This is a genomic window from Paenibacillus anseongensis, from assembly GCF_009757995.1.
GTDB lineage: Bacteria > Bacillota > Bacilli > Paenibacillales > NBRC-103111 > Paenibacillus_E > Paenibacillus_E chondroitinus.
This window is the reverse complement of the sequence record NZ_WSEM01000001.1, coordinates 72,110-93,489: the sequence shown is the minus strand read 5'-3', so window position 1 is coordinate 93,489 and position 21,380 is coordinate 72,110. Positions and strand designations below refer to the sequence as shown.

Below are 21,380 nucleotides of genomic sequence, written 5' to 3'. Positions count from 1 at the left end.
CACCCCGATTCGGGATGCTTTTTTTTATAGCTTTGTTTTGCGGTATTCGCCTGGGGAGGAGCCTGTGCGGTTTTTGAACATCCGGTTAAACGAGGAGATGTTGCGATACCCCACTTGAATACTGATTTCTTGGATATTCAAATCGGTCGAGTGCAGTAATTCCTTCGCATTGCTTACTCTTCGATCATGCAGATGTTCCATGAAGTTGGCGCCCGTCTTCTCCTTGATATACGTCGAGAGGTAGGAGGTGCTTAAATTCAGCTGATCGGCTAGGACATCGAGCGAGAGATCCTCTGCGAATTGCTCATGAATCACGCGCAGAACACGGTCAACGATGGGATCATTGGCTTCTTTTTTCTCACGTATAATCTGAGTAACGGCACGGAAATAAGCATGGAACGTGATTTCATATTCCGCGAGTGTGCAGCACTCGTCCAGCTGAAGCAGAAGGGGTTTAAGCTGCCATAAGGCTTCCCCTTGGACTTTGTAATGCTCCAACACCATCTTGGCCTTGTCCGTCACAGCAAGTGTCATGTGCCTAAACACATCAACTGACGCTTCTTTGTGATCAAGTTCTTGTAACCACGGGAGGAATAGATCCAGTGTTTCCTGCTCTTTGCCAGCCTTTAGAACGGCGGTTAATTCTTGCTCCTGCGAAAGTGTTAAGACATACGTAGAGCGGTCCGAGCGGAACTCGGTGATCGTTTGCGTTTCGTTCAGCAGCCTGGCTTGCATGGCCATTTCATTGACTTGGCGGTAGGCATAGCCAAACTGGATCGAATGTTCGAAAGCAGAACTTACGGCCGCCGTTACTAAACAGTAGCGCTTATCTTGATCCAGAACCTGCTTCAGCTGCTCTAGCATGGCGATGATGCGTTCTCTTTCATTACCCGGAAAAACAGATAGAAATTGATGATGCTCAATTTGAAAAGTATGGGATCCAGGAATGGTTTCATCCGCAAACTGTTTGAGCTGCGCACCGATCGACTGTGAAATTTGTTCCTTGCTCATTGGGACATCTACAAAAGCAGCCGCTCGATAGCGAAGCTCGTATAGAACGATGGTGTAAGTCTCTTCGGTACCTTGAATATGCGGCCATTCGCCTGATTCCAGATTAATATTTTTCAACTTATTGATGAAGTGATAGTTGGTCAGCTCGGACTGCTGCTCCTTCAGTTCTTGTTGAATTTGCCCTTTTTCCTTCAGCAGCTGACGTACAGGATTGTTAATCCTTTTGCTGAAAAAAATCGAGACCACGAAAGCAATGAAGATCGAAATACCCAGCAGGATGATCATCAAATTATCCAAACGAAAGATTTTGCCTGCGAAATCTGGATTGGTAACCCGCATGATGAAATGCAGGTTGTCTTCATTTTGATAATCGACATAATAAATCCCTTTTTCCAGTAGATACGGTTGTTCAGTGGGTGGGGAAGACAATAACGACTCAGGCAGCTTGGTTCCACTACGATTGGTCTGATAGATGAGCTCTTGTCCCGGTCCTACGATGGTTAAATCCAGATTGGGATTCTCCTTGAGCATCGCGTCCCGCAAACGGTCTGCGTCAATCATGGCGATCAACATATTATCGGCCAGTGAAGGCTTGATGGAATAAGGAATCATGGTTTTGAATGTTGGATCAGCTTGCGTAGCGCCAAAGTCAGCAGCCGGATGAAGCACGAAATTCTCCGAACGCTGAAACTGTGACTGCCAATAAGAAACAGGGTACAGCTTGCTGGCATACAGTCCTGTAAACAATTCTTCATTTGTTCCCGGACCAAATTTATTAACGGCAAGATTCGCTGAACGAAACAGAAGGATCATATTATCCAGATAAAGCTCTGAAACACCCACGATACTTTGGATATCCAGGACAATGGGACGAGTGGTTAGCGTCTCGGCATCTTTCTTAAGAATCACTTGATTATTAAGGGTAATGACATCTTTATCTGTGTATTGTTTGAAAAGGGCTTCTCTGATTTTATCCAATTGAAACTGATAACGCTCCGCCACTTTCTGCAAAGTGAGGTGATTCTGTTCGATCATTTCGCTGCGAAGGTGGCTTTTTAGCATCCAATAGATGAGCAGGCTGAAAGAGGAGAAGATCAGAATCAGGATGATGAAGCTGGTTAAAACATGTCGAAACAATGATTTATTGATGGAGAAAATAGTCATAAATCGCTGGCCCCTTTAATCGTTACGCTGATGACTTCCGGCGAGTTATATTCACTTAATTGTAGACGATTATCCCCGGTAAGGGTATGGGATTTTTTTTGGAAACTTTGCATTTTTTACGGATGGGGCGTTCATAAAAGCTTAAAAAACCAATCGAAACAATCGACAAAGATCGAAAATCATGTGTATAGGCAAGGCAGCGGCTCCACGGATATGATGGGCAAGTAACAAGCGAGGCTCATGGGAAGGAGAGGCGGTTTAAGGTTCGAATGAGCAAGATCAGTTGATGAAGATGAATGAGGGGATAGGAACGAAATGAAACACATGCGTGGTAGAACCGTGACCAACATCTATAAGAGCTTTTTTGCTATTACATTGACGGTAATCATAGGCATGACCTTAGCTGGTTCAGCGGGAGCCCATTTCTCCTCGACCGGGTATTCCGATATCAAGGTGGGTGCGGACACGATCCAATATCACCTGTCGATCCTGGAGAGCGACTTTGTTCATATATTCCCGGACAAGCCGGACGGCGGCGACAAGATCAGCGATAAACAGCTGACGAGTTCTATGGAAACTTTAACGAAGCTTGTAGACGACGGTCTGATTGTAACGGGAGACGGAAAAATAGGAAACGCCGTTATTACCGGTGTCAAACATGAGAAACGAGCCAGCATGGATATGATCGGTATCGATATTCGATATAAATTCGCTGCCACTGTGAAGCAATATTTGATGCAGTACAATTTCTTCTGGTACAGCGGAGTCGATGTCAACCATAGTAACTATGCGACGATTCAGGTCGGTGGCCAAACCATCCAGCAAGTACTTGGCAGCCAGAACTATATTGTCCAGATTCAGGGGCCGGGCGCAGCAGCAGGGAATCCGTCAGCAGCGGCACCACCTACAGCCCTTGATGCAAAACCTGCAGTTAATATGGAGGCGACTTCTTGGCTAAGTACACTCAAAACATACGTCCTCATGGGGATGGAGCATATCTGGTCGGGACTGGATCACATGTTGTTCGTGCTTGGACTCCTGTTAGCCGCTGAGCAAAGGGTCTGGAAAATAGTGCGACTGATTACCGCCTTTACAATAGGTCACTGCATTACGCTAGTCCTATCTTCTCTAGAGGTCGCTTATCTCTCACCTAAAATCGTTGAACCCTTAATTGCCCTTAGCATTCTGTATATTGCGGTAGAGAACATATGGAAGCGAAAAGAGAGTGCGCGCGTAATCGTTACGTTGTTGTTTGGCCTTGTGCACGGGTTTGGTTTTGCCGAGGTGCTGCGAGGAACGTTGTCTGGACATATGGCCCTTCCTTTATTTTCATTCAACCTGGGGGTTGAAATTGGACAGCTTGTCGTTGTAGCGATTGTGATTCCAGTGCTTCTGTGGATAAGACGTTTGCCATTGCAAATTAAATGGAATCAATACGCTTCGGGGATCATTGGCGTGTTCGGGCTTTACTGGTTGATTGAGCGCATTATTAGTCAATAAAACTTTTTATGATGAGGGGACGTTATCAAGTTGGTTAAAAAGAGTTTCAAACGATGGATATCCAGCGCGACCGTAGCTGGGATGATGTTCAGCATGCTGATGCCTATGGCGGCACAGGCGGATGAGACGCAAATCAGCGAGGTCGATTATTCGAAATTGCCTAAGCTGATGATTACGGAGCTTGTTCCGGATACAGCGAATATCAGCAGTTCAGACGCTTATGAATTTATTGAAGTTTATAACAATACGAATAAAACGCTCGATTTTAAAGATTACAATTTGGTGTACCGATATCCCGGAACAAGCACCGTTTGGGGATCTTATCAGAATGGGAATCCCAATGGGAGCATGAAGATACCTGCGCAATCCTCCATCGTCCTGTGGGTGATGAATACGGATAAAGGGATTAATTTAAATCTGCAAGCATCGGATTTTAATCAGAACTTCCATACGAATCTACAAGAAAATGTGAACCTTTTCCGTGTTGACGGCGGCGGCGGTATGCACAACAGCAGTCCAAGAGATTTGGTCATTCAAGAAAAAGACGGCACGGATATCTCGGTTGCCAGCTACCAAAACGATGAACAAACGAAACCGGAAAAAGGGATCTTCTATCGCTTCCCGGCGGATGGAACGAAGAACATGGTGATGTATGGCTCGGGCGCTGACACGACTGCAGCCGCTGCCACCCCAGGGACTATCGACCCTACTCAGGTTCCGCCTGTTCCGCTGTACTTCTCTGATCCACCTGTCATCGGCCACACGCCGGTTGCCCAAGCTGATCAGAAGAACGACTTGATCTTGCAAGCTCAGATTGCTAACACAGAGCAGAATGAAACGGTATCTGCTTCCGTTTATTATCAGTTGGCGTCGCAAACGAGCTATGAATCCGTACCTATGACAGTGACGGGCAGCAATCAATATCAAGCTGTTATTACGAAGGACAAGCTAACTGAAAGTCAATTGAATTACTATATTCAAGCAAATGACGGCTTCAGCACGGTGAGATCGAACGTTTATAACGTAAATGTTACGCTTGATCAATCCGACTATTCGAAAGTTCCACCACTTATGGTGACCGAAGTTGTACCGGATTCCACGAATGTGGGCTCAGCGGACGGTTATGAGTTCATTGAAGTTTATAACAATACGGATCAACCCGTTAACTTCAAAGACTATAAAGTCGTCTACCGTTACACGGATTCGGGTCCGGATGCGGACGTTCCATGGCCTGCGGATAAAGAAGATATGATCATTCCTTCAAAAGGGACGCTCGTCTTCTGGATCATCAACAACCAGAATGGGAACTCGACAGCAGCTGACTTCAATGCCAACTACGGAACGAACCTGGTAGAAGGCACTAACCTTGTGCGCGTGCACAGTGATGGGATGGCGAACGCCTCCAACCGTGGTCTTGTGATTGCTACGAATACGGGTGTTGAGCTTTCTACAGCTTATTACATCAACGGCGATTCAAAGGCCAATAAAGGGATTTTGTATAAATATCCAACGGATGGCGGCAAAACGATGATCAAATACAGCTCGACCGTTGCAGCAGCAACGCCGGGATCCGTAGATCAGGTTCAAGTGCCACCACAGACGGTGAAGGTTACGCCGGATACTCTTAAGCCTACGCTTAATGATTTGACGAAAGAGAGCACGCTCGATCAAGCCTTAGATCTAGAAATTATCGGAGAGGCTAAAGACGAAACATCGCTCAAAACCGTAGCTCTCTACTATAAAACAGAAAAGCAGTCCCAGTACAATAAGAGATACTTGAAAGAAAGCTTCGCGGATACGTTGTACCACTATATGGTTTATTCGCCTGAGCTTATCGGAAACTCTTACCTGGATTATTACTTCACAGCGTCCGACGGAACGAATGAAACGGTTACTCAGACGAAGCGTGTTCAAATTCAAGGTGGATCAGACCATTCCAGCCTGCGCTTGAATGTGAAAGACGGTGACGTCGTTTCGCAAACGAAAGCGTTGAAAGGAACAGGCGAGGGTGTTAGTCCGGATAGCCTGAAACTGGCGATCGACGGCAACGAGCTGACACAGTCGACTTATCATGCCGTAGAGCATGATGCTTTCTTCGCATTTGAAGTCATGGGCGTGAACTACTATTTCAAAAACGGGATTACTCAAGGGCAGGAAATTCTCTCGATTTTCCAAGATCCTATTAATAGCTACAAAACCTTATCCATTCCATTAAAAGCCGAGCGTCTCAAAGAAGGCAGCAATGCGTTCCAGATTCGTGCTGGTTCCAAGGCTTCACCGTTTGACGATCGTCCTGAAGAGAATAAAGATAATTTTGAAGTAAAGAACGTTCGTCTTGTGTTTGCAGACGGTACGGTTGTGTATGATGCGAAATATAGCGATCCTAATAAGGTGATCAAAATCGGGGATTCCTCCGGTCTGTCGCCAGTGATCGATTTCAACTTCGTCATTCCGTCAACGCAATTGGCTTCCAAAGCTTATGATTGGAACACGACGTTAACGAATGATGGTAATCATCAGGTTACAGTAAGCAGTACCACATATGGTACGATTACTTCCAACGTTCAGGTAGATAACACAGCTCCTGTTGTGCAGCCTTCCATTGAGGAAGGAAAAATGTACCGCGGAAGCTTCACGATCGATGCGAATGTAACGGATGCATTGGCTGGTGTAGACAAGGTTGAGGCCACGCTGGACGAGCAGCCGATTACGCTGCCGATGGCTACTTCATCCGCACAACTGCCGGGTGGAGCGCATGTTTTCAACGTCAAGGCTACGGATAAAGTGGGGAATGTGAAGGAAGTCACCGTTCATTTCGAAGTGCCTAACGAGGCACCGGATATGCCGGTATTGATCTCTCCGAGTCAAGGTGCGAGCAATGTGGATCCGAACGCTTCCCTAAGCGTGAAAGTAAGCGATCCAATGAACGACGACTTGAAAGTTACGTTCAATCAAGGCTTCAAATACGATGCAAGCACACAGGGAACGTTCACTGGCTATCGAGGCGCTGCGGATACAGAGCCTCCGAAGCAGGAGAAGCCTGCAAGTGAAGCGGCTATGACGCCTGAAGATTACAGTAAAATTAGCAGCGTAGACGGCAATTATCTTACCGATGATGCTGTTGAGAAGTTCCCTTATCAACGTTTTGAGGTTGCATTGGATCCTGCGATTCAAAGCACGGATGAAGTTGTCATTGACTGGAAAGGGAAGTCCTTGGAAGGGCGTAAAGTTTCCTTGTATGCTTGGAGCCCAAGTAAGCTGGAGTGGGTCGCTTTGAAGACCGTTATCGCGGGTAGCGAAGACTTTGAACTCAAAGCGAATGTTCAAGCCGGTGATTATGCTAATAACGCGAAAATTCAAGTGATGGTGCAGGACGAAATTGCTATCACACAGAATCAAGCCGCTGATACCGACTATGATTTCTCCTTCGTGTGGATGTCCGATACCCAGTACTATTCCAAGAGCTATCCATACATCTATCAAAAAATGGTGAAATGGATCGCCGATCACAAAGAAGACAACAAAATTAAATACGTCATTCATACTGGCGACATCGTCGATAACGCCGATCAAGAGTACCAATGGATTGAAGCTGACAAAGATATGAAAGTTTTGGAGACGGCAGGAATCCCATACGGGGTGCTTGCAGGTAACCATGACGTAGGCCACCAAGACAATGATTACAGCTATTATGACAAATGGTTTGGTGAGGATCGTTTCAAAAACCAACCAACCTATGGAGAATCTTACGATAACAATCGCGGCCACTATGACTTAGTTTCCTCGAATGGTAACGATTTTATCATGGTTTACATGGGCTGGGGTTATGGAGACAAAGAGATTGATTGGATCAACGAAGTGTTGAAAAAGTATCCGAACCGCAAAGCGATTCTGAACTTCCATGAATTCATGCTCGTTTCCAATAACCGCGCGCCAATGGCGGAAAAAGTGTTCGAACGCGTTATTAAGCCGAATAAGAACGTTATTGCCGCTCTATCCGGTCACTATCACGACGCTGAGTTGAAAGTCGATCCGATCGATGATAACAACGATGGCATTCCAGATCGTAATGTGTATCAAATGTTGGCGGATTACCAGGGCGCGCCTGAAGGCGGACTTGGGTATATGAGATTAATGCAATTTGATTTGGCTCATGGCAAAATCAACATGAAAACTTATTCGCCTCATTTGGACGATTACAACTACTACGATCCGAGTGAATATCCTGGGAAAGACGAGTTCAGCCTGGATCTGAATCTGGATGCTGTAACCAAACGTGTAGCTACCGATTATATCGGTGTGAATGTGTATACGAACAAAACGATCGGAAGCGTAGCAACTGTGAAAAGCGGAGAGAACGCCTCGGTAACGTGGCCGAATCTTGCTCAGAATACGACATATCAGTGGTATGCTGTCGCAGAGGATGCGTACGGCGGTTTGAGACAGTCGGATATTTGGAAGTTTACGACTGGAACGTCTACGACGGATCCGTCTGATTCTGTGAATGATCTGAGCGGACTAAGTCTGAGCACTGGAGCTCTCAACGAGCAGTTCGTGGCATCAAAAATGAATTACACACAATCGGTTGCGAACAACGTTGAAAGCGTGAAGGTAACTCCAACAGCAGCCGGTGCTGCGGCAACAGTGAAAGTGAATGGCGTGCAAGTTGCAAGCGGCCAAGAGAGCAGCGCGCTTCCTCTTCAAGTAGGGGAAAACACGATCACCGTAGTTGTTACGGCAAAAGATAACACAAGCAAAATCTACACCATCGTTGTCACAAGGTTGAGCAACAATGCATTGTTGAGCAATATGACGACAGATAAAGGCGTGCTAAGTCCTGCGTTCACTTCTACACAGTCTGATTACAATGTAGATGTCGCTTATGGGGTTACAAGCTTGAACCTGAATGTAACCAAAGATGAATCGCACCAACAATTAAAGGTAACCGGTGCTGAGAATGGCTCTGTTTCTGGTAATGTGTATACTTACACAGCTTCAAATCTGGTGGTTGGTTCTAATCCAGTTACTTTTGAAGTTACTGCGCAGGATGGAACGAAGAACTCGTACAATTTGACAGTAAAACGTGCAGCTGATACAACATCGGGATCTGACTCCGATTCTGATTCAGACTCTGGCTCAGGTTCAACTTCACCATCTACTCCAGTTGATACTAAAGTTACCTCGACAGATGGTAAGTTAACCCTACCGGTAGGCAGCACGGGTGAAGTAAGCTTCGAAAATGCGGTTACCGTTGCAATTCCGGCGGGCGCTTCTATGAAAGAACTGAAGTTGACCATCGAGAAGCTGAATGAAACGAAAGATCTTTTGAAGAATAATGAAGTGCTAGCTAGCCCGATCTATGAGATCCTCAAAAACTTCACCGAGAACTTCAATAAGCCGGTAACATTAACGTTTACATTCGACCCGGCAAGCTTGAAGGGCGACCAAAAAGCAGCAGTCTTCTATTTTGACGAAGCGAACAAGCTGTGGGTGCAAGTAGAGGGTGGCAAGGTTAATGGCAATCGCATCAGTGTAGAGGTTAATCACTTTACGAAGTATGCGGTTATGGCAGTTGGTTCAGCTGTCGTGGATCCTACTACGCCGGCCGTTACCTTAAACGACATCAAAGGACACTGGGCAGAATCTAACATTCTTGAACTAGTAAAAGCGGGTTCCATTAACGGTTATGAAGATGGCACATTTAAACCGGAAAACCGCATCACGCGTGCTGAGTTTGTTTCAATCGTTGTGAAATACCTGAAATTGAACGAGCAAGGCAGCAGCAATAAGTTTGCGGATGCAGCGAACCATTGGGCGAAGAATGCGATCGCCACTGCTGCAGCGCAAGGCATTATCACAGGTTACACGGATACAACCTTTGGTCCGGATGATTTCATTACCCGTGAGCAAATGGCGGAAATCATGGTTCGTGCCGCTCATTTGGACAAAGTGGCAGGGAATACGAGCTTCACCGATAACGCTGCGATTTCTGAGTGGGCACAAGCGGCAGTAGCTACGTTAACCTCCAAAGGCTTCATGAACGGTTATGAGGACGGTACGCTGAAGCCGCAAGGATTAACAACGCGCGCAGAAGCATCTACCCTTATTCTAAGAGTATTGAAAAAGTAAAAATGAAAAGGCTCCTTCGTCTGATAAGACGGGGAGCCTTTTTTTGCTCGCAGAGTCTCTCTCGTGGGTAGGGAGGGGAACTACAGGGCACTATTTTGCTCAAAACTGCTCTATGAGCGGGGGAGTGGGGACTGTGATCCGCTAATTAGCTGATCTGGGCAGGTTTTTTGGCGAAGGCAACGAAATAAGAGCCTGTAGTTCCCCTTCGCCTAGTGAAACTCCACGTTCCCCCTAAATAAGGGAATGGAGTTCCCTTATCATCCGATTATCTGCGTTTGCGCTTCGCTGTTCCGGATTTGGAACCGCCTTTGCGTCTGCGGGCCGACCCGGATTTCTTACGGCGTTTGCGTTTCGGTCTGAATACCTCAACCGAGTCTCCCGAGGCGACTTTGCCTTTACCAAGAGCACCAAAAATCGTTTTCACCATCGGAGCCATTTGCTGAAAGCTGGACATGAACTTCTGAACCTTGCCCATCGTGCCGAGGATGCCGTCGATGCCACCCATCCGCTCAACGAAGCCGGAGATTTGCTTCATGTTGAGGCCGCTCAGCGGGTTGGAGCTTCCGCCAGTTGCAGCGCCACCACCGCCACCCCCAAGGAGGTTGCTGAGGAAATTACCGCCACCGCCACCGCCTCCTCCTGTGGCACCGGCATTTCCGCCGCCGCCTCCGAAGAAGCCGCCACCGCCACCACCGGTGTTACCACCGCCGCCAAAAAATCCACCGCCACCGCCGGCATTACCGCCGAAGAAATCGCCGCCTCCTTGGAAAGGAGTAGGGAACCCTCCGCCTTGAGAGAAATCCGAGAACGGATTGCCGCCGCCTAAGCCTGGATACTGGCCGAATGCGCGATCATCACCAATTTGCGGAGGTAAAGTGGTGAGGCTTCTTGTATGCACTTCAGGACGGTTACCGCCATTACCAATGATTTGTCTAGGGTTAGTCACTGGGATTCACGATCCTTTTTATCAGATTTGTCTCCTACAGGATATGTCACTTGCCTATCGTTGGTATGGACGAATGTCACGGGTCCTAGATATTTGTCACAATTCAGCTCATTAACGCATAGAAATTTTAACGTTTCGCAATCCTAAAGGCAGGATTTAAAGCGGGCGTGTCGAATGATACTCTGGAGCTTACTATAATAAGCTAACATGCATTTCTACCAGGAGTTGATAACGTATGCAATTAAAAAAATTAAATGATAAAGCTATAGACCAACTTTTTGAGGCCATACTGACCCTTAAGGATATAGAGGAGTGCTACGTCTTTTTTGATGACCTGTGCACCGTGAACGAGATTCAATCGCTTTCCCAGCGTCTGGAGGTAGCTCGCATGCTTCGCAAAGGCTGCACATACAATCAGATCGAAGCGGAAACGGGCGCATCTACAGCCACCATCTCCCGAGTTAAGCGCTGCTTGAATTATGGAAATGACGGTTATGTATTGACATTAGATCGTTTAGGTCGTTAAATATTTGTATCATAAAAGAATTCAAGATCCTGCATTGCCAAGTGTAATGCGGGATTTTTCCTGTTTATAGAGAGCTCAATTGACATGTGGGAACACATTCGTTAGCATAGGATTGTAGCCATGGATAGAACGGGTGGGGAGAACATAATGAGTAAGGTTGGTGTCCTGGTCATAAGCCATGGATCTAGGGATAAAGGCTGGGTTGACCTGGTCGACGAAGCTGTATCTGCGGTTCACATGCCGGAAGGAATGCCAATCTATGCCTCCTATCTGGAACTGGTGGAGGGCCGGTTGATTCAAGACGGTATTTACAGCTTAGAGGCACAAGGTGTGACGGATATCATCGTCGTTCCCCTGTTCGTGTCTTCTGGAAGTACACATATCGATGAAATCAGCTACGCTTTAGGCGTTATCGAAGAGCCGCTGCTGGAAACGGACATGGAGCCTTTTGAAATAAAGGCACGGATTCATTTTACATCCCCGATTGATGACGATCCTGTTATAGCAGAGATTATGTATGCCAAAATCAAGGAACTGTCCGAAGAGCCAACGCAGGAAATCCTTCTGCTAATTGGGCACGGAAGTCAAGAAGAAGGCTTTCATCAGAAGTGGCTTCAAGGCTTGGAGCAGCTCGCAGAGCGGTTGAAAGCTTTGGGTGGCTTTGACGAAGCGGATGTTGCCATGCTGTTGCCAGATCAAGTGCATGCCAAGATGACAGAGTGGGCGGTGAAGAAGCCTGGACATGCTGTTATTGTGGCGCCGCTTTTTCTGAGTGAGGGCTATTTCACGAGACAAGTAATCCCTTCCCGATTGAAGGGATTTGCATATATATATAATGGACGGGCGCTGCTGCCAAGTCCGCTAATTTCCAAATGGATGGAGAAGCAGATCGCTTCCGCAAATTCGAGACGGTGAACAGGTGATGAGACACAATGGTCAAAAGAGCAAGACTGATCTATAACCCGACTTCCGGCCGGGAAGAAATGAAGAAACGCCTGCCAGAAGTTCTTCAGCGCCTAGAGCGCGGAGGCTTCGAAACATCTGCTCACGCAACAATCGGTGAAGGGGATGCCACGCTTGCCGCGGCTGAAGCTGTGAACCGTGGCTTTGATCTCATTATCGCCGCTGGCGGAGACGGCACGCTGTGCGAAGTCGTGAACGGTATGGCCGAGAAAGAGGGGCGTCCGCCGCTCGGCATTTTGCCGCTGGGGACGACCAACGATTTTGCCCGCGCGCTGGGCATTCCCAAGAACCTGGAGCAGGCATGCGACCTGATCATCCAGCAGTACAGTACAGATATTGATGTAGGCAAAATCAACAACCGCTACTTCATTAATATTGCCGGCGGAGGCTCGATGACCGAGCTGACGTACGAAGTCCCGAGCAAACTCAAAACCATGATCGGCCAGTTGGCCTATTATATGAAGGGACTCGAAAAACTGCCTAGGCTCAAGCCTATCGAACTGTACGTTAAAGCAGGCGATCTCGAATTTCACGATGAAGTCATGATGTTCCTTGTCGGCAACACGAACTCCGTCGGCGGGTTCGAGAAGCTCGTGCCGGAAGCCCGAATGAATGACGGATTGTTTGACGTTTTGATACTGCGTAAGTGCAATCTTGCGGAATTTATCCGAGTGGTCACACTCGCGCTGCGCGGGGAGCATCTGAATGACCCGAATCTGATTTATTTTCAGACCAATCATATCGAAATTAATTCACCGGACTACGTCCAGTTGAACTTGGATGGCGAATTCGGCGGCACGCTGCCGTGCGTCATGACGAACCTGAAAAGCCACCTACAAATCATCGTCGATGAGTCGGGTCAGTCCATTTATAAGAAGACGCTGATTGAGACTTTGACGACGCCGTTTCAATTGAAGGAGCGGATCGGGGATGAGGAGCATGACGGGCATCATCCGCATCAGCCTAGGGAGTAGTTCTAAATAATGGAAGAACAAGAGTGAGGGTATTATGAGTGTAAAAGATAAAAGGGCTGCGAAGTCCAACGGGAAATCTGCGGATCGGAGAGCGGGGAGTTCTGCAGGACGTTCTAGGGAAAGAAGAGCAGGGAATTCTACGGGGCAAAGAGTAGGGAATTCTGCGCCCAAGGCGGCGCCGGCCTGGATGGCGGATCTGCCGGTGCAGATCGGGCAGCAATACGAGGCTGAGATCATCGGGATCAGCCATGATGGGGAAGGGGTGGGCCGTGTGAACGGCTTTACCCTTTTTGTCGCTGGTGCGCTGCCAGGTGAGCGTGCTCTGGTGCGCGTGGAGCATGTGAAGAAACAGTATGGGTATGCGCGACTGCTGCAATTGGTGGAAGAGAGCGCGGAGCGCGTCATGCCGGTTTGCAGCATTTATGAGGAGTGCGGCGGTTGTCAGCTGCAGCACCTAAGCTATGAGGCGCAGCTACGCGTGAAGCGGCAGCAGGTAGTGGATAATTTGCAGCGGATTGGGAAGCTGGATGTGCACTCAGAAACTTCTGAGGGGATAGTTGTCCATCCCACGCTTGGGATGTCCGAGCCATGGCGGTACCGGAATAAGGCGCAGGTTCCTTTTGGGGAAGAGCGCGGCGGCCTCATTGGCGGATTTTATGCGCAGGGAAGCCATCGCATCATTGATATGGAGGAGTGCCTGATCCAGCACGAGGCGAACGACGAAGTTGTCGCTCGGGTGAAGGAGATCGGCGCGCGGCTGGGTATTACCGCTTATCGGGAAGAGACAAATGCCGGACTGCTGCGCCATGTCGTCGTCAAAGTCGGCTTCCGCACGGGTGAGATTATGGTCGTTTTGGTGACCAACGGCAGCACGATTCCGCGTGTGGACGAGTGGATTGATGGTATTAGGGCTGCGCTGCCTTCAGTGAAGAGCATTTGTCATAACATTAATGTGAAACAGACGAATGTTATTTTTGGGGATGAGACTCGCGTCCTGTGGGGCAGCGAGGTCATCTATGATTATATCGGCGATGTGAAATTTGCTATTTCCGCGCGATCCTTCTTTCAAGTGAACCCCGTCCAGACGGAAGTCTTGTACGGGAAGGCTCTCGAGTACGCCGGGTTGACCGGCGATGAAGTCGTCGTCGATGCCTATTGCGGCATCGGGACGATCTCCCTGTTCCTGGCGCAGCGCGCGGGACAGGTCTACGGCGTTGAGATCGTCGAAGAGGCGATCGCGGATGCACGGAAGAATGCCGAGTTGAACGGCATGACGAACGTGCATTTCGAAGCGGGCCCAGCGGAAGTGGTCCTCCCCGAGTGGACACGTCAGGGCATTCGCCCCGACGTGATCGTGGTGGACCCGCCCCGCAAGGGCTGCGACGCCGCACTGCTCGCGACGATCCTAGAGCTGCAGCCGCGCCGCGTCGTCTATGTGTCGTGCAGCGCATCGACATTGGCTCGCGACTTGCGCGTGCTGGTTGATGGGGGCTACGGCGTCGCGGAGGTGACGCCGGTGGATATGTTTCCGCATACGGTGCATGTGGAATCGGTTGCTTTATTGGTGAGGGATGATGTAGATAATAAATAAACCCATGCTATAACAAATAAAGTCTTGCCAAAATCGTAATAAACTCCTGCGATTCCCTATCGAGAGCCGGAACAAGAGCAGGTAAAAGATCCTAATTTTCTTCTCAAGCATTACCCCAATCCGAGCGTTACTCAGGCTTTACCTCCTGATCTCGCTCGGCTTTTTTATTCCCATCATAAGAATAAAACGATTCGCCGCGGCACCGAAACCCTTGATATTCCTATGTTTTCCCCAGGCTTATTCTCATCCAAATGCTTTTCCCAATCAATCCCTAATCATTTACTCAAACGCATTTCCCATGGTTTTACCCGATCAATTATCCTGGATGCTCCAATATAGTCAGCACAAAAACGAAAATATAAGAGGAATAGCAATTCTTATTGAATGATGAGAGTAAATTTGTTAGAGGACATGCTCATTCAGCTTTACATGACATAAAAATGTTTTGTAAGTAGTCACGCTTCAGAGATATCTCTGAGGCGTTTTTTTATTGAGGGGGTGGGTGGCGATTAATCCCAATTTAAAATCTTCAGTCAGCATAACCATTATCGATCCTGTATTAGTTTTTCCTCATCCTTGGCTTTTTTATTTTTTACTCGCAATATCCGCTAAATTTACTCTTTTATTTCTCTGTAACTATTCTATTTTAGTAAAATTATTTGATTTTAATGATTTGCTAACAATCTTTTAAATCTTTGATAACAAAATTCAAATATGGAACACAATGATTTTGAAATGATCACAATGTTTAACACTTAGAAAACAGACAATTGCACTTTCCTGTCGTACCATGGCAATAGACAGCAGAATTAAGCAAACTATCGAAGGTGAATATGATGCGCAAGTGGCTCAAATTGTTGTTTAAGATAGGTCTTGTCATTGCGATTGTAGCCGGTGCGCTTTATTATTGGCTGCGTCCGCTTTTGGTCAGAATCGAAAGCACGACGCTGGCTAGCGGCATACATGTAAAGTTTAGGACCCAAGGAACGAATGTAGAAGAATACACGAATCAAGCCTGGCAGCCCTATTTCGCCAAGGGGATTAATATGGGGGCGACGATCCCCGGACATTTTCCCGGTGAATTGGCCATTTCGGAGGATGAATATGAGAGATGGTTTGGCATGATTCAGGACATGGGCGTGAATGTGATTCGGGTGTATACGATCATGATGCCCGAGTTTTACGAGGCGCTCTCCAAATACAACATGAAGCATCAGAAAGATCCGCTTTTCTTCCTACAGGGCATATGGAGCCCGGAGGAACAGCTGATTGAAGGGCAAGATGCCTTCGATCTCAAGATCAAGGAGAAATTCGAGCAAGAGATTAAAGACGCGGTTACGGCGGTTTATGGAAAAACGACACTCACGCCCGAGCCGCATTCGGGAAAAGCAGGAGGTGCTTATAAATATAATGCAGGTCCTTATCTGATGGGCTGGATTGTCGGGACGGAATGGGACCCGAAGATGGTGAAGGGGACGAATGACGGGCACGCGGACACACCGGACTATGCAGGGAAATATTTCCGTACGAAGCCGGGCGCGAACGCTTTTGAGAAGTGGTTGGCCCTGATGGTCGACACGGCGGCACAGACGGAAATTCAGTATGGCTGGCAGCATCCGATGGCCTTCGCCAACTGGGTGACGACGGATCCGATTGCGCATCCGGGCGAACCGCTCGTTGAAGAGGATCTGGTGAGTGTCGATCCGACGCATATTGAGGCGGTGGATTGGGAAGCAGGATATTTTGCCTCGTATCACGTGTATCCGTATTATCCGGATTTCTTTGCTTTCGATAAGTCGTTTCAGGAAATGGCCAACAGCAAAGGAGAAGCCGATAGTTACCTCACCTATCTGAATAAGTTAAAAGCAGCGCACCCCAATATGCCGGTCATGGTTACGGAGTATGGCGTGCCGGCTTCCTTGGGCGTAGCCCACTTGGGCGCGCTCGGCCGCAATCAAGGCGGTCATAACGAGCAGCAGCAGGGAGAGATCGATGCGGACTTGCTGCAGGAGATTCACGGAGCCGGCTATGCTGGTGCGATATTGTTTACGTGGCAGGACGAATGGTTTAAGAAAACGTGGAACACCCAACGCTACGATGAAGCGGATCGCCGGGCTTACTGGTATAACACGCTGACGAACGAGTCTTTCTTCGGGGTACTCGGGATGTTCCCGGGCAAAGACGAAGCGATTCACATCGATGGGGACGCCTCGGACTGGAACAAACTGAAGGATAAGAAGAAGCTTGATGTGCAGGCTCCCGGCTTTGAGGAGATTTGGGCCACGCATGACGAAGGCTACCTTTACTTGATGGCCAAGCTATCGGAGCCGTTCGACCCGTCTAATGAAAGCATCTACTTCGGGGCAGATACGCTGCCTGGTGGCAATCGTCACGGACCCGAGCTTCATGGCATGACACTTGATGAGGGGCTGGAAACCTTAATTGAGCTGTTGGATAAAAATAAAAGCCGTATGACGATCGCTTCCAATTACGATATTCATGCCCGCTTGTATGAGCGTTCCGGACTACCGGACATCGATCCGAAGGAAAAACAGGATGATTCGGGGATTTTCAAGCCTTGGAAGCTGGCAGTCAATTATCTGCTGGAATATCCCGATTCCCGGGTGAACCACCCCTTTGGGGATGTCGAGGTTGGCCTTTTAGAGAAAGGTTACAGTGATCCGGCGCGTCCCGACTACAATTCGAAGGCGATGTGGCAGGTTGGGGGGCAGGTGCTCGAAATGCGGATTCCGTGGATGCTGCTGGGATTCAGCGATCCAAGCTCTCTGAGCGTATTCAATTACAACGCCCCGAGTAAGAATACTTTTGAAGTGAGACATGTGGAAGGCGTCCGTTTTGTTCCTTGGATTGTGAAGAATGATCAAGTCGTTGGTCGGGATAGCTCGGCAGCGGCGCAGCCGGTGCAGGTAACCACGATGCCGCTATACACCTGGCAGGGCTGGGAGGATAAGGTGAATTATGTGGAACGGCCGAAGCAAAGCTACTACATCATGAAAGAGGCGTTGCATAAGATCAATGGCCCCGTTATCTCTACCAATTAATCGGGTAGCTGAAAAAGAGGAGAGTGCAGGTGTGTACACCAATCTTCATACAGCCATACAAGCGTTATATATCATTTTAGCTTTTAATCTGGTTTGTGTGGCTATTATTTATGCCATTAAGTTGAGAAGTATTAGAAGGAGAAAGCTGAACGATCGCTTCAAAACGAAGTTCAAGGATTACCTGACGTATGTGCAAGCCAATTTGGATGGGATAGAGCCATTAAGGGTCCCTCCCTGGACGATGAACCCAGTGGAAAGAGAGGCGATGCAGGAAAAGCTGAATGATATGATGGAAATCTTCTCGGGTGAACAGCGGCACAAGCTGGTTCAGCTTTGCGTAGATCTAGGGCTCGTGCAGCACCATCTAGCGCGTTTTAATAGTCGAACTTATCGGGTGAAGCTGGATGCCGCTTATCATTTGGGGTGCATGAGGGTGAAGGAGGCAGTGCCGGCGTTACTGGACATGTTAAAAGAGCATCCGCTCAATTCGGCGCTGTTTGTCGTCGCCCGAGCGGTCGCCAAGTGCGCCCGCAGCCAGCAGGAGCTCGAAGCCATGGTGCAGATTCTCCTTCAGCACAACAAGAACTGCTACGAGCTGATTGTGGATATGATCGCAGATTCGGAAGTGGATGCCGGCTCTTTGTACACGGGCTATGTGACTCACAAGAATCAGGCTTACGTTCGGATTGGGCTGATTGGGCTCCATGTCTACACCGATCCGGCAGCGGCCTCTGCGGTCTACCGTCTCATGGATGCCGAGCAGGAAGACATTCAAATCAAAGCAGTGGATTTGTACCTGAAAAGCTCCCGCCTGCTGCCTAGAAACGTCATTAGCAAGCTGCTGAGTCATCCCAATCTGGACATTCGCCGATTGACGATAGAGACTTTGGCCAACATCAAAAATCCGGCTTACGTCGAACTGATGGAAACCAGTCTGGGTGACACCGATCAGCGCATCGTGTATGCGTCGGGCCGAGGCTTGCTCCGTATGGGAGAAGAAGGTATGGTAGCGCTCTGTGAGCGTGCAGCAGCGGTGCAAGGGACGGATCGTGGGCAATTTATGCAGCAGCTGATTGAGGATGAGATTAAGCAGCTGTCTATGCAGCTTCACAATTGGGAGAAGCTCACGCAATATAACCTACTGATGTATACCTATGACAAAATATTTCGCAAGTCTACACGTATCTATCGTGTCGTATAGGAGGGTTGTGTAAACATGTGGGTTTTCGGATATCAAGCGGTTTTGGATTCATTTCTGAACGGGCTAAGGGAGTTTTTGCTCTATTACAGCTACGCCGCTCTCTTTTACGTTGTTCTCGTTACTCTGCTCTATTATTTTATCTTCGGATTTTCGATTCGGCATATTTTCTCGATCAAGCGGGGAATCCAGTACAACCGGATTAATAAGCTATCCAGTTCCAGTCAGCTCCCGCCGGTTTCCCTCTTGGTGCCGGCCTATAACGAGGAGTTAACCATCATTGAGAATGTAAGGTCACTGCTGGCGCTCAATTATGCGGAATATGAGGTGATCGTCGTCAATGACGGTTCACAGGACCAGACTTTGAAGGTCATGCTTGAAGAATTCAAGCTGGAGCTCATTCATCCGGTGCTTTCCAGCAGCATTAAGACCGGAAAAATCAGAGGGGTGTACCATAATCCCGAGTATCCCAATCTTTTTTTCATAGATAAAGAAAATGGAGGGAAGGCGGATTCGTTAAACGCAGGCATCAACCTTTCCCACTTTGCGTTGATCTCGACGATTGACGCAGACTCATTGCTAGAAAAGGACGCCCTAACGCGGATTGCTCGGGTCTACATGGAGAACCCCGAGGAGACAATCGCCGTTGGGGGCAATGTTCGAATCGTGAACAGCTGTACGGTGGAAGACGGCATTGTGAAGGATGTTCAATTTCCTCGTAAGCTGCTGCCGGCACTGCAGCACGTCGAATACACGAAAGCCTTTCTCGGCGGCAGGATCGGTTGGGGCGCCGTCAATGGCCTCATTATTATCTCGGGAGCCTTCGGCGTGTTTCAAAAGAAGATGGTCATCGCTGTCGGCGGTTACCGTGGGGGCTACCCTGGTGAGGATATGAATATTGTGATTAAGCTCCACCGTCACTGCTTGGATAATAAAATCCCATACCGGGTAGCGTTTTGCCCGGATGCCGTTTGCTGGACACAAGCCCCTGATTCGTACCGGATCTTGAGCAGTCAGCGCAAGCGTTGGGGGCGGGGGAATCTGAAAAATATGATTGAGGAAGGGATTTACATGTTGCTGCGCCCGAAATACAAAATATTCGGGATGCTGACCATTCCCTATAACATCGTGTTTGAAACACTGAATCCGTATTTCCGACTCAGCGGCTTGTTGGCGATATTGGGCTACTGGATGCTGAATATGACGGATTGGCACACCATTGTTATCTTTTCGTTAGTCAATTTCTTATCCTGTTTTGCCTTAAGCCTGGGTGCCTTGTTTATTGAAGAGACGGCCTTTAGCCGGTATCCCAAGCTGGGTGACCTGAACAAAATGATCTTGTTTTCGATCTTAATGTTTGCGGGGTATCGGCAAATTGGTGTTTGGTGGAGGTTAAACGGACACGTCGAATTCCTGCGCAATAACAACTCGTGGGGAACGATGGTCCGTACCAATTTTAATAAATAGCAAATCTAAACAAAGACAAGAGGAGTGGAGAAGATGGCTGTATTAGTGCATGATCCGATTCAAGAAGCAATGTTGCAATTAGCAGAACAAGTTCAGGCTTCGTATGAAAAGGGTGCTCCATGCGGGATGATTCTTGCGCCAAGCGCAGAGGTGGGCCAGAAGGTACTGGAACATATGCAGTCCTATGTGAGCAGCTTTGAGCCTGAAGTACCCCTTCATGGCTTCTACTTGGATCCCAGCGGCCTTCTCGGAATCGTTCTGTCCGGGCAAAAGCTGATCAACACGCATTATACATCGCTCGTGCTCAAAGAGTTCCTGGAACAGCAAAATTTGCTCGAAGGTCAGATGGTTGTCGCCAGCTTCCCGGAGAGTGGCGAGCTGACGGAACAGTCGATGTCACAGCTACTTCATACAACACTGCAAGGGAAAGGGGAGAACAGAGACATTCACCTGTTCATGCATCATGGGGTTCAACAGGGAATCACCTCGATTCTCATCGCCGATCCGGACGAGGTGAGCAGAGAGTTTGTCAAGCTGCGGCTTGAGATAGGCGGCTACAAGGTCGAAGAGGCCAAGGACGGCAGTGAAGCGCTCGAGAAATTTGAGAAAACCATGCCGGACCTGGTGATTACGGAGCTAAACCTGCCGATTCTTGACGGATACCAGTTGATCGACAAAATCCAGAGGGACCATGCCGGCGAAGGACAAGTTATCGTGCTTACGGATAAGCAGTTACCGAAAAGTATGGACCGTGCCTTTGAATTAGGCGCATCTGATTATGTGACGAAGCCCTTCTCCATTTCAGAGTTGGAGTGGAGAATCAAAAAGCTGGTTTCCCGTCTGGGCTAA

General features: G+C 48.3%; 12 protein-coding genes. 10 read left to right on the top strand and 2 right to left on the bottom strand.

Going from position 1 to position 21,380, the window contains the following annotated elements; genetic code table 11:
• Nucleotides 1-24: 24 nt before the first annotated feature.
• Nucleotides 25-2,175 carry a helix-turn-helix domain-containing protein gene (locus tag GON05_RS00380; protein ID WP_157317287.1) on the bottom strand — a complete coding sequence of 717 codons (2,151 nt, stop codon included), beginning with the start codon at nucleotides 2,173-2,175 and terminating at the stop codon, nucleotides 25-27.
• Between the two features lie 315 nt (nucleotides 2,176-2,490).
• On the opposite strand from GON05_RS00380, the gene GON05_RS00375 reads away from it, so the two are divergent.
• Together GON05_RS00375 and GON05_RS00370 are read left to right on the top strand one after the other, a co-directional pair.
• Entirely contained in the window at nucleotides 2,491-3,675 is a 1,185-nt protein-coding gene (locus GON05_RS00375; protein WP_157317286.1) for a HupE/UreJ family protein, read from the top strand.
• A 30-nt stretch (nucleotides 3,676-3,705) separates the two neighbouring features.
• Nucleotides 3,706-9,804, top strand: coding sequence for an S-layer homology domain-containing protein (locus tag GON05_RS00370; RefSeq protein ID WP_157317285.1), 6,099 nt, complete (start codon nucleotides 3,706-3,708; stop codon nucleotides 9,802-9,804).
• A 265-nt stretch (nucleotides 9,805-10,069) separates the two neighbouring features.
• Here the strand turns inward: GON05_RS00370 and GON05_RS00365 are convergent, their stop codons facing one another.
• Nucleotides 10,070-10,750, bottom strand: a complete 681-nt coding sequence (locus tag GON05_RS00365) for an aminotransferase (protein ID WP_157317284.1) — start codon at nucleotides 10,748-10,750, stop codon at nucleotides 10,070-10,072.
• 235 nt (nucleotides 10,751-10,985) lie between these two features.
• Here GON05_RS00365 and GON05_RS00360 point away from each other — a divergent pair, with 235 nt between their 5' ends.
• The 8 genes from GON05_RS00360 to GON05_RS00325 all read left to right on the top strand — a co-directional run bounded on the left by GON05_RS00360 (nucleotide 10,986) and on the right by GON05_RS00325 (nucleotide 21,380).
• Nucleotides 10,986-11,276 (top strand): YerC/YecD family TrpR-related protein, encoded by a 291-nt coding sequence (locus GON05_RS00360; protein ID WP_079414635.1) that lies wholly within the window; start codon nucleotides 10,986-10,988, stop codon nucleotides 11,274-11,276.
• Nucleotides 11,277-11,423: 147 nt separating this feature from the next.
• Nucleotides 11,424-12,191, top strand: coding sequence for a sirohydrochlorin chelatase (locus GON05_RS00355; RefSeq protein ID WP_157317283.1), 768 nt, complete (start codon nucleotides 11,424-11,426; stop codon nucleotides 12,189-12,191).
• Between the two features lie 17 nt (nucleotides 12,192-12,208).
• Complete coding sequence (locus GON05_RS00350) at nucleotides 12,209-13,213, top strand: diacylglycerol kinase (protein WP_157317282.1); 1,005 nt, start codon at nucleotides 12,209-12,211, stop codon at nucleotides 13,211-13,213.
• 34 nt (nucleotides 13,214-13,247) lie between these two features.
• Entirely contained in the window at nucleotides 13,248-14,804 is a 1,557-nt protein-coding gene (gene rlmD / locus GON05_RS00345; protein ID WP_157317281.1) for a 23S rRNA (uracil(1939)-C(5))-methyltransferase RlmD, read from the top strand.
• 833 nt (nucleotides 14,805-15,637) lie between these two features.
• Nucleotides 15,638-17,866: a hypothetical protein gene (locus GON05_RS38745; RefSeq protein WP_246238722.1), complete on the top strand. Its 2,229-nt coding sequence runs from the start codon at nucleotides 15,638-15,640 to the stop codon at nucleotides 17,864-17,866.
• 31 nt (nucleotides 17,867-17,897) lie between these two features.
• Complete coding sequence (locus tag GON05_RS00335) at nucleotides 17,898-19,067, top strand: HEAT repeat domain-containing protein (protein WP_157317280.1); 1,170 nt, start codon at nucleotides 17,898-17,900, stop codon at nucleotides 19,065-19,067.
• 15 nt (nucleotides 19,068-19,082) lie between these two features.
• The gene (locus GON05_RS00330) at nucleotides 19,083-20,531 is read left to right on the top strand and encodes a glycosyltransferase family 2 protein (protein ID WP_157317279.1); all 1,449 of its coding nucleotides are present in this window, start codon (nucleotides 19,083-19,085) and stop codon (nucleotides 20,529-20,531) included.
• Nucleotides 20,532-20,564: 33 nt separating this feature from the next.
• The gene (locus GON05_RS00325; protein ID WP_157317278.1) at nucleotides 20,565-21,380 is read left to right on the top strand and encodes a response regulator; all 816 of its coding nucleotides are present in this window, start codon (nucleotides 20,565-20,567) and stop codon (nucleotides 21,378-21,380) included.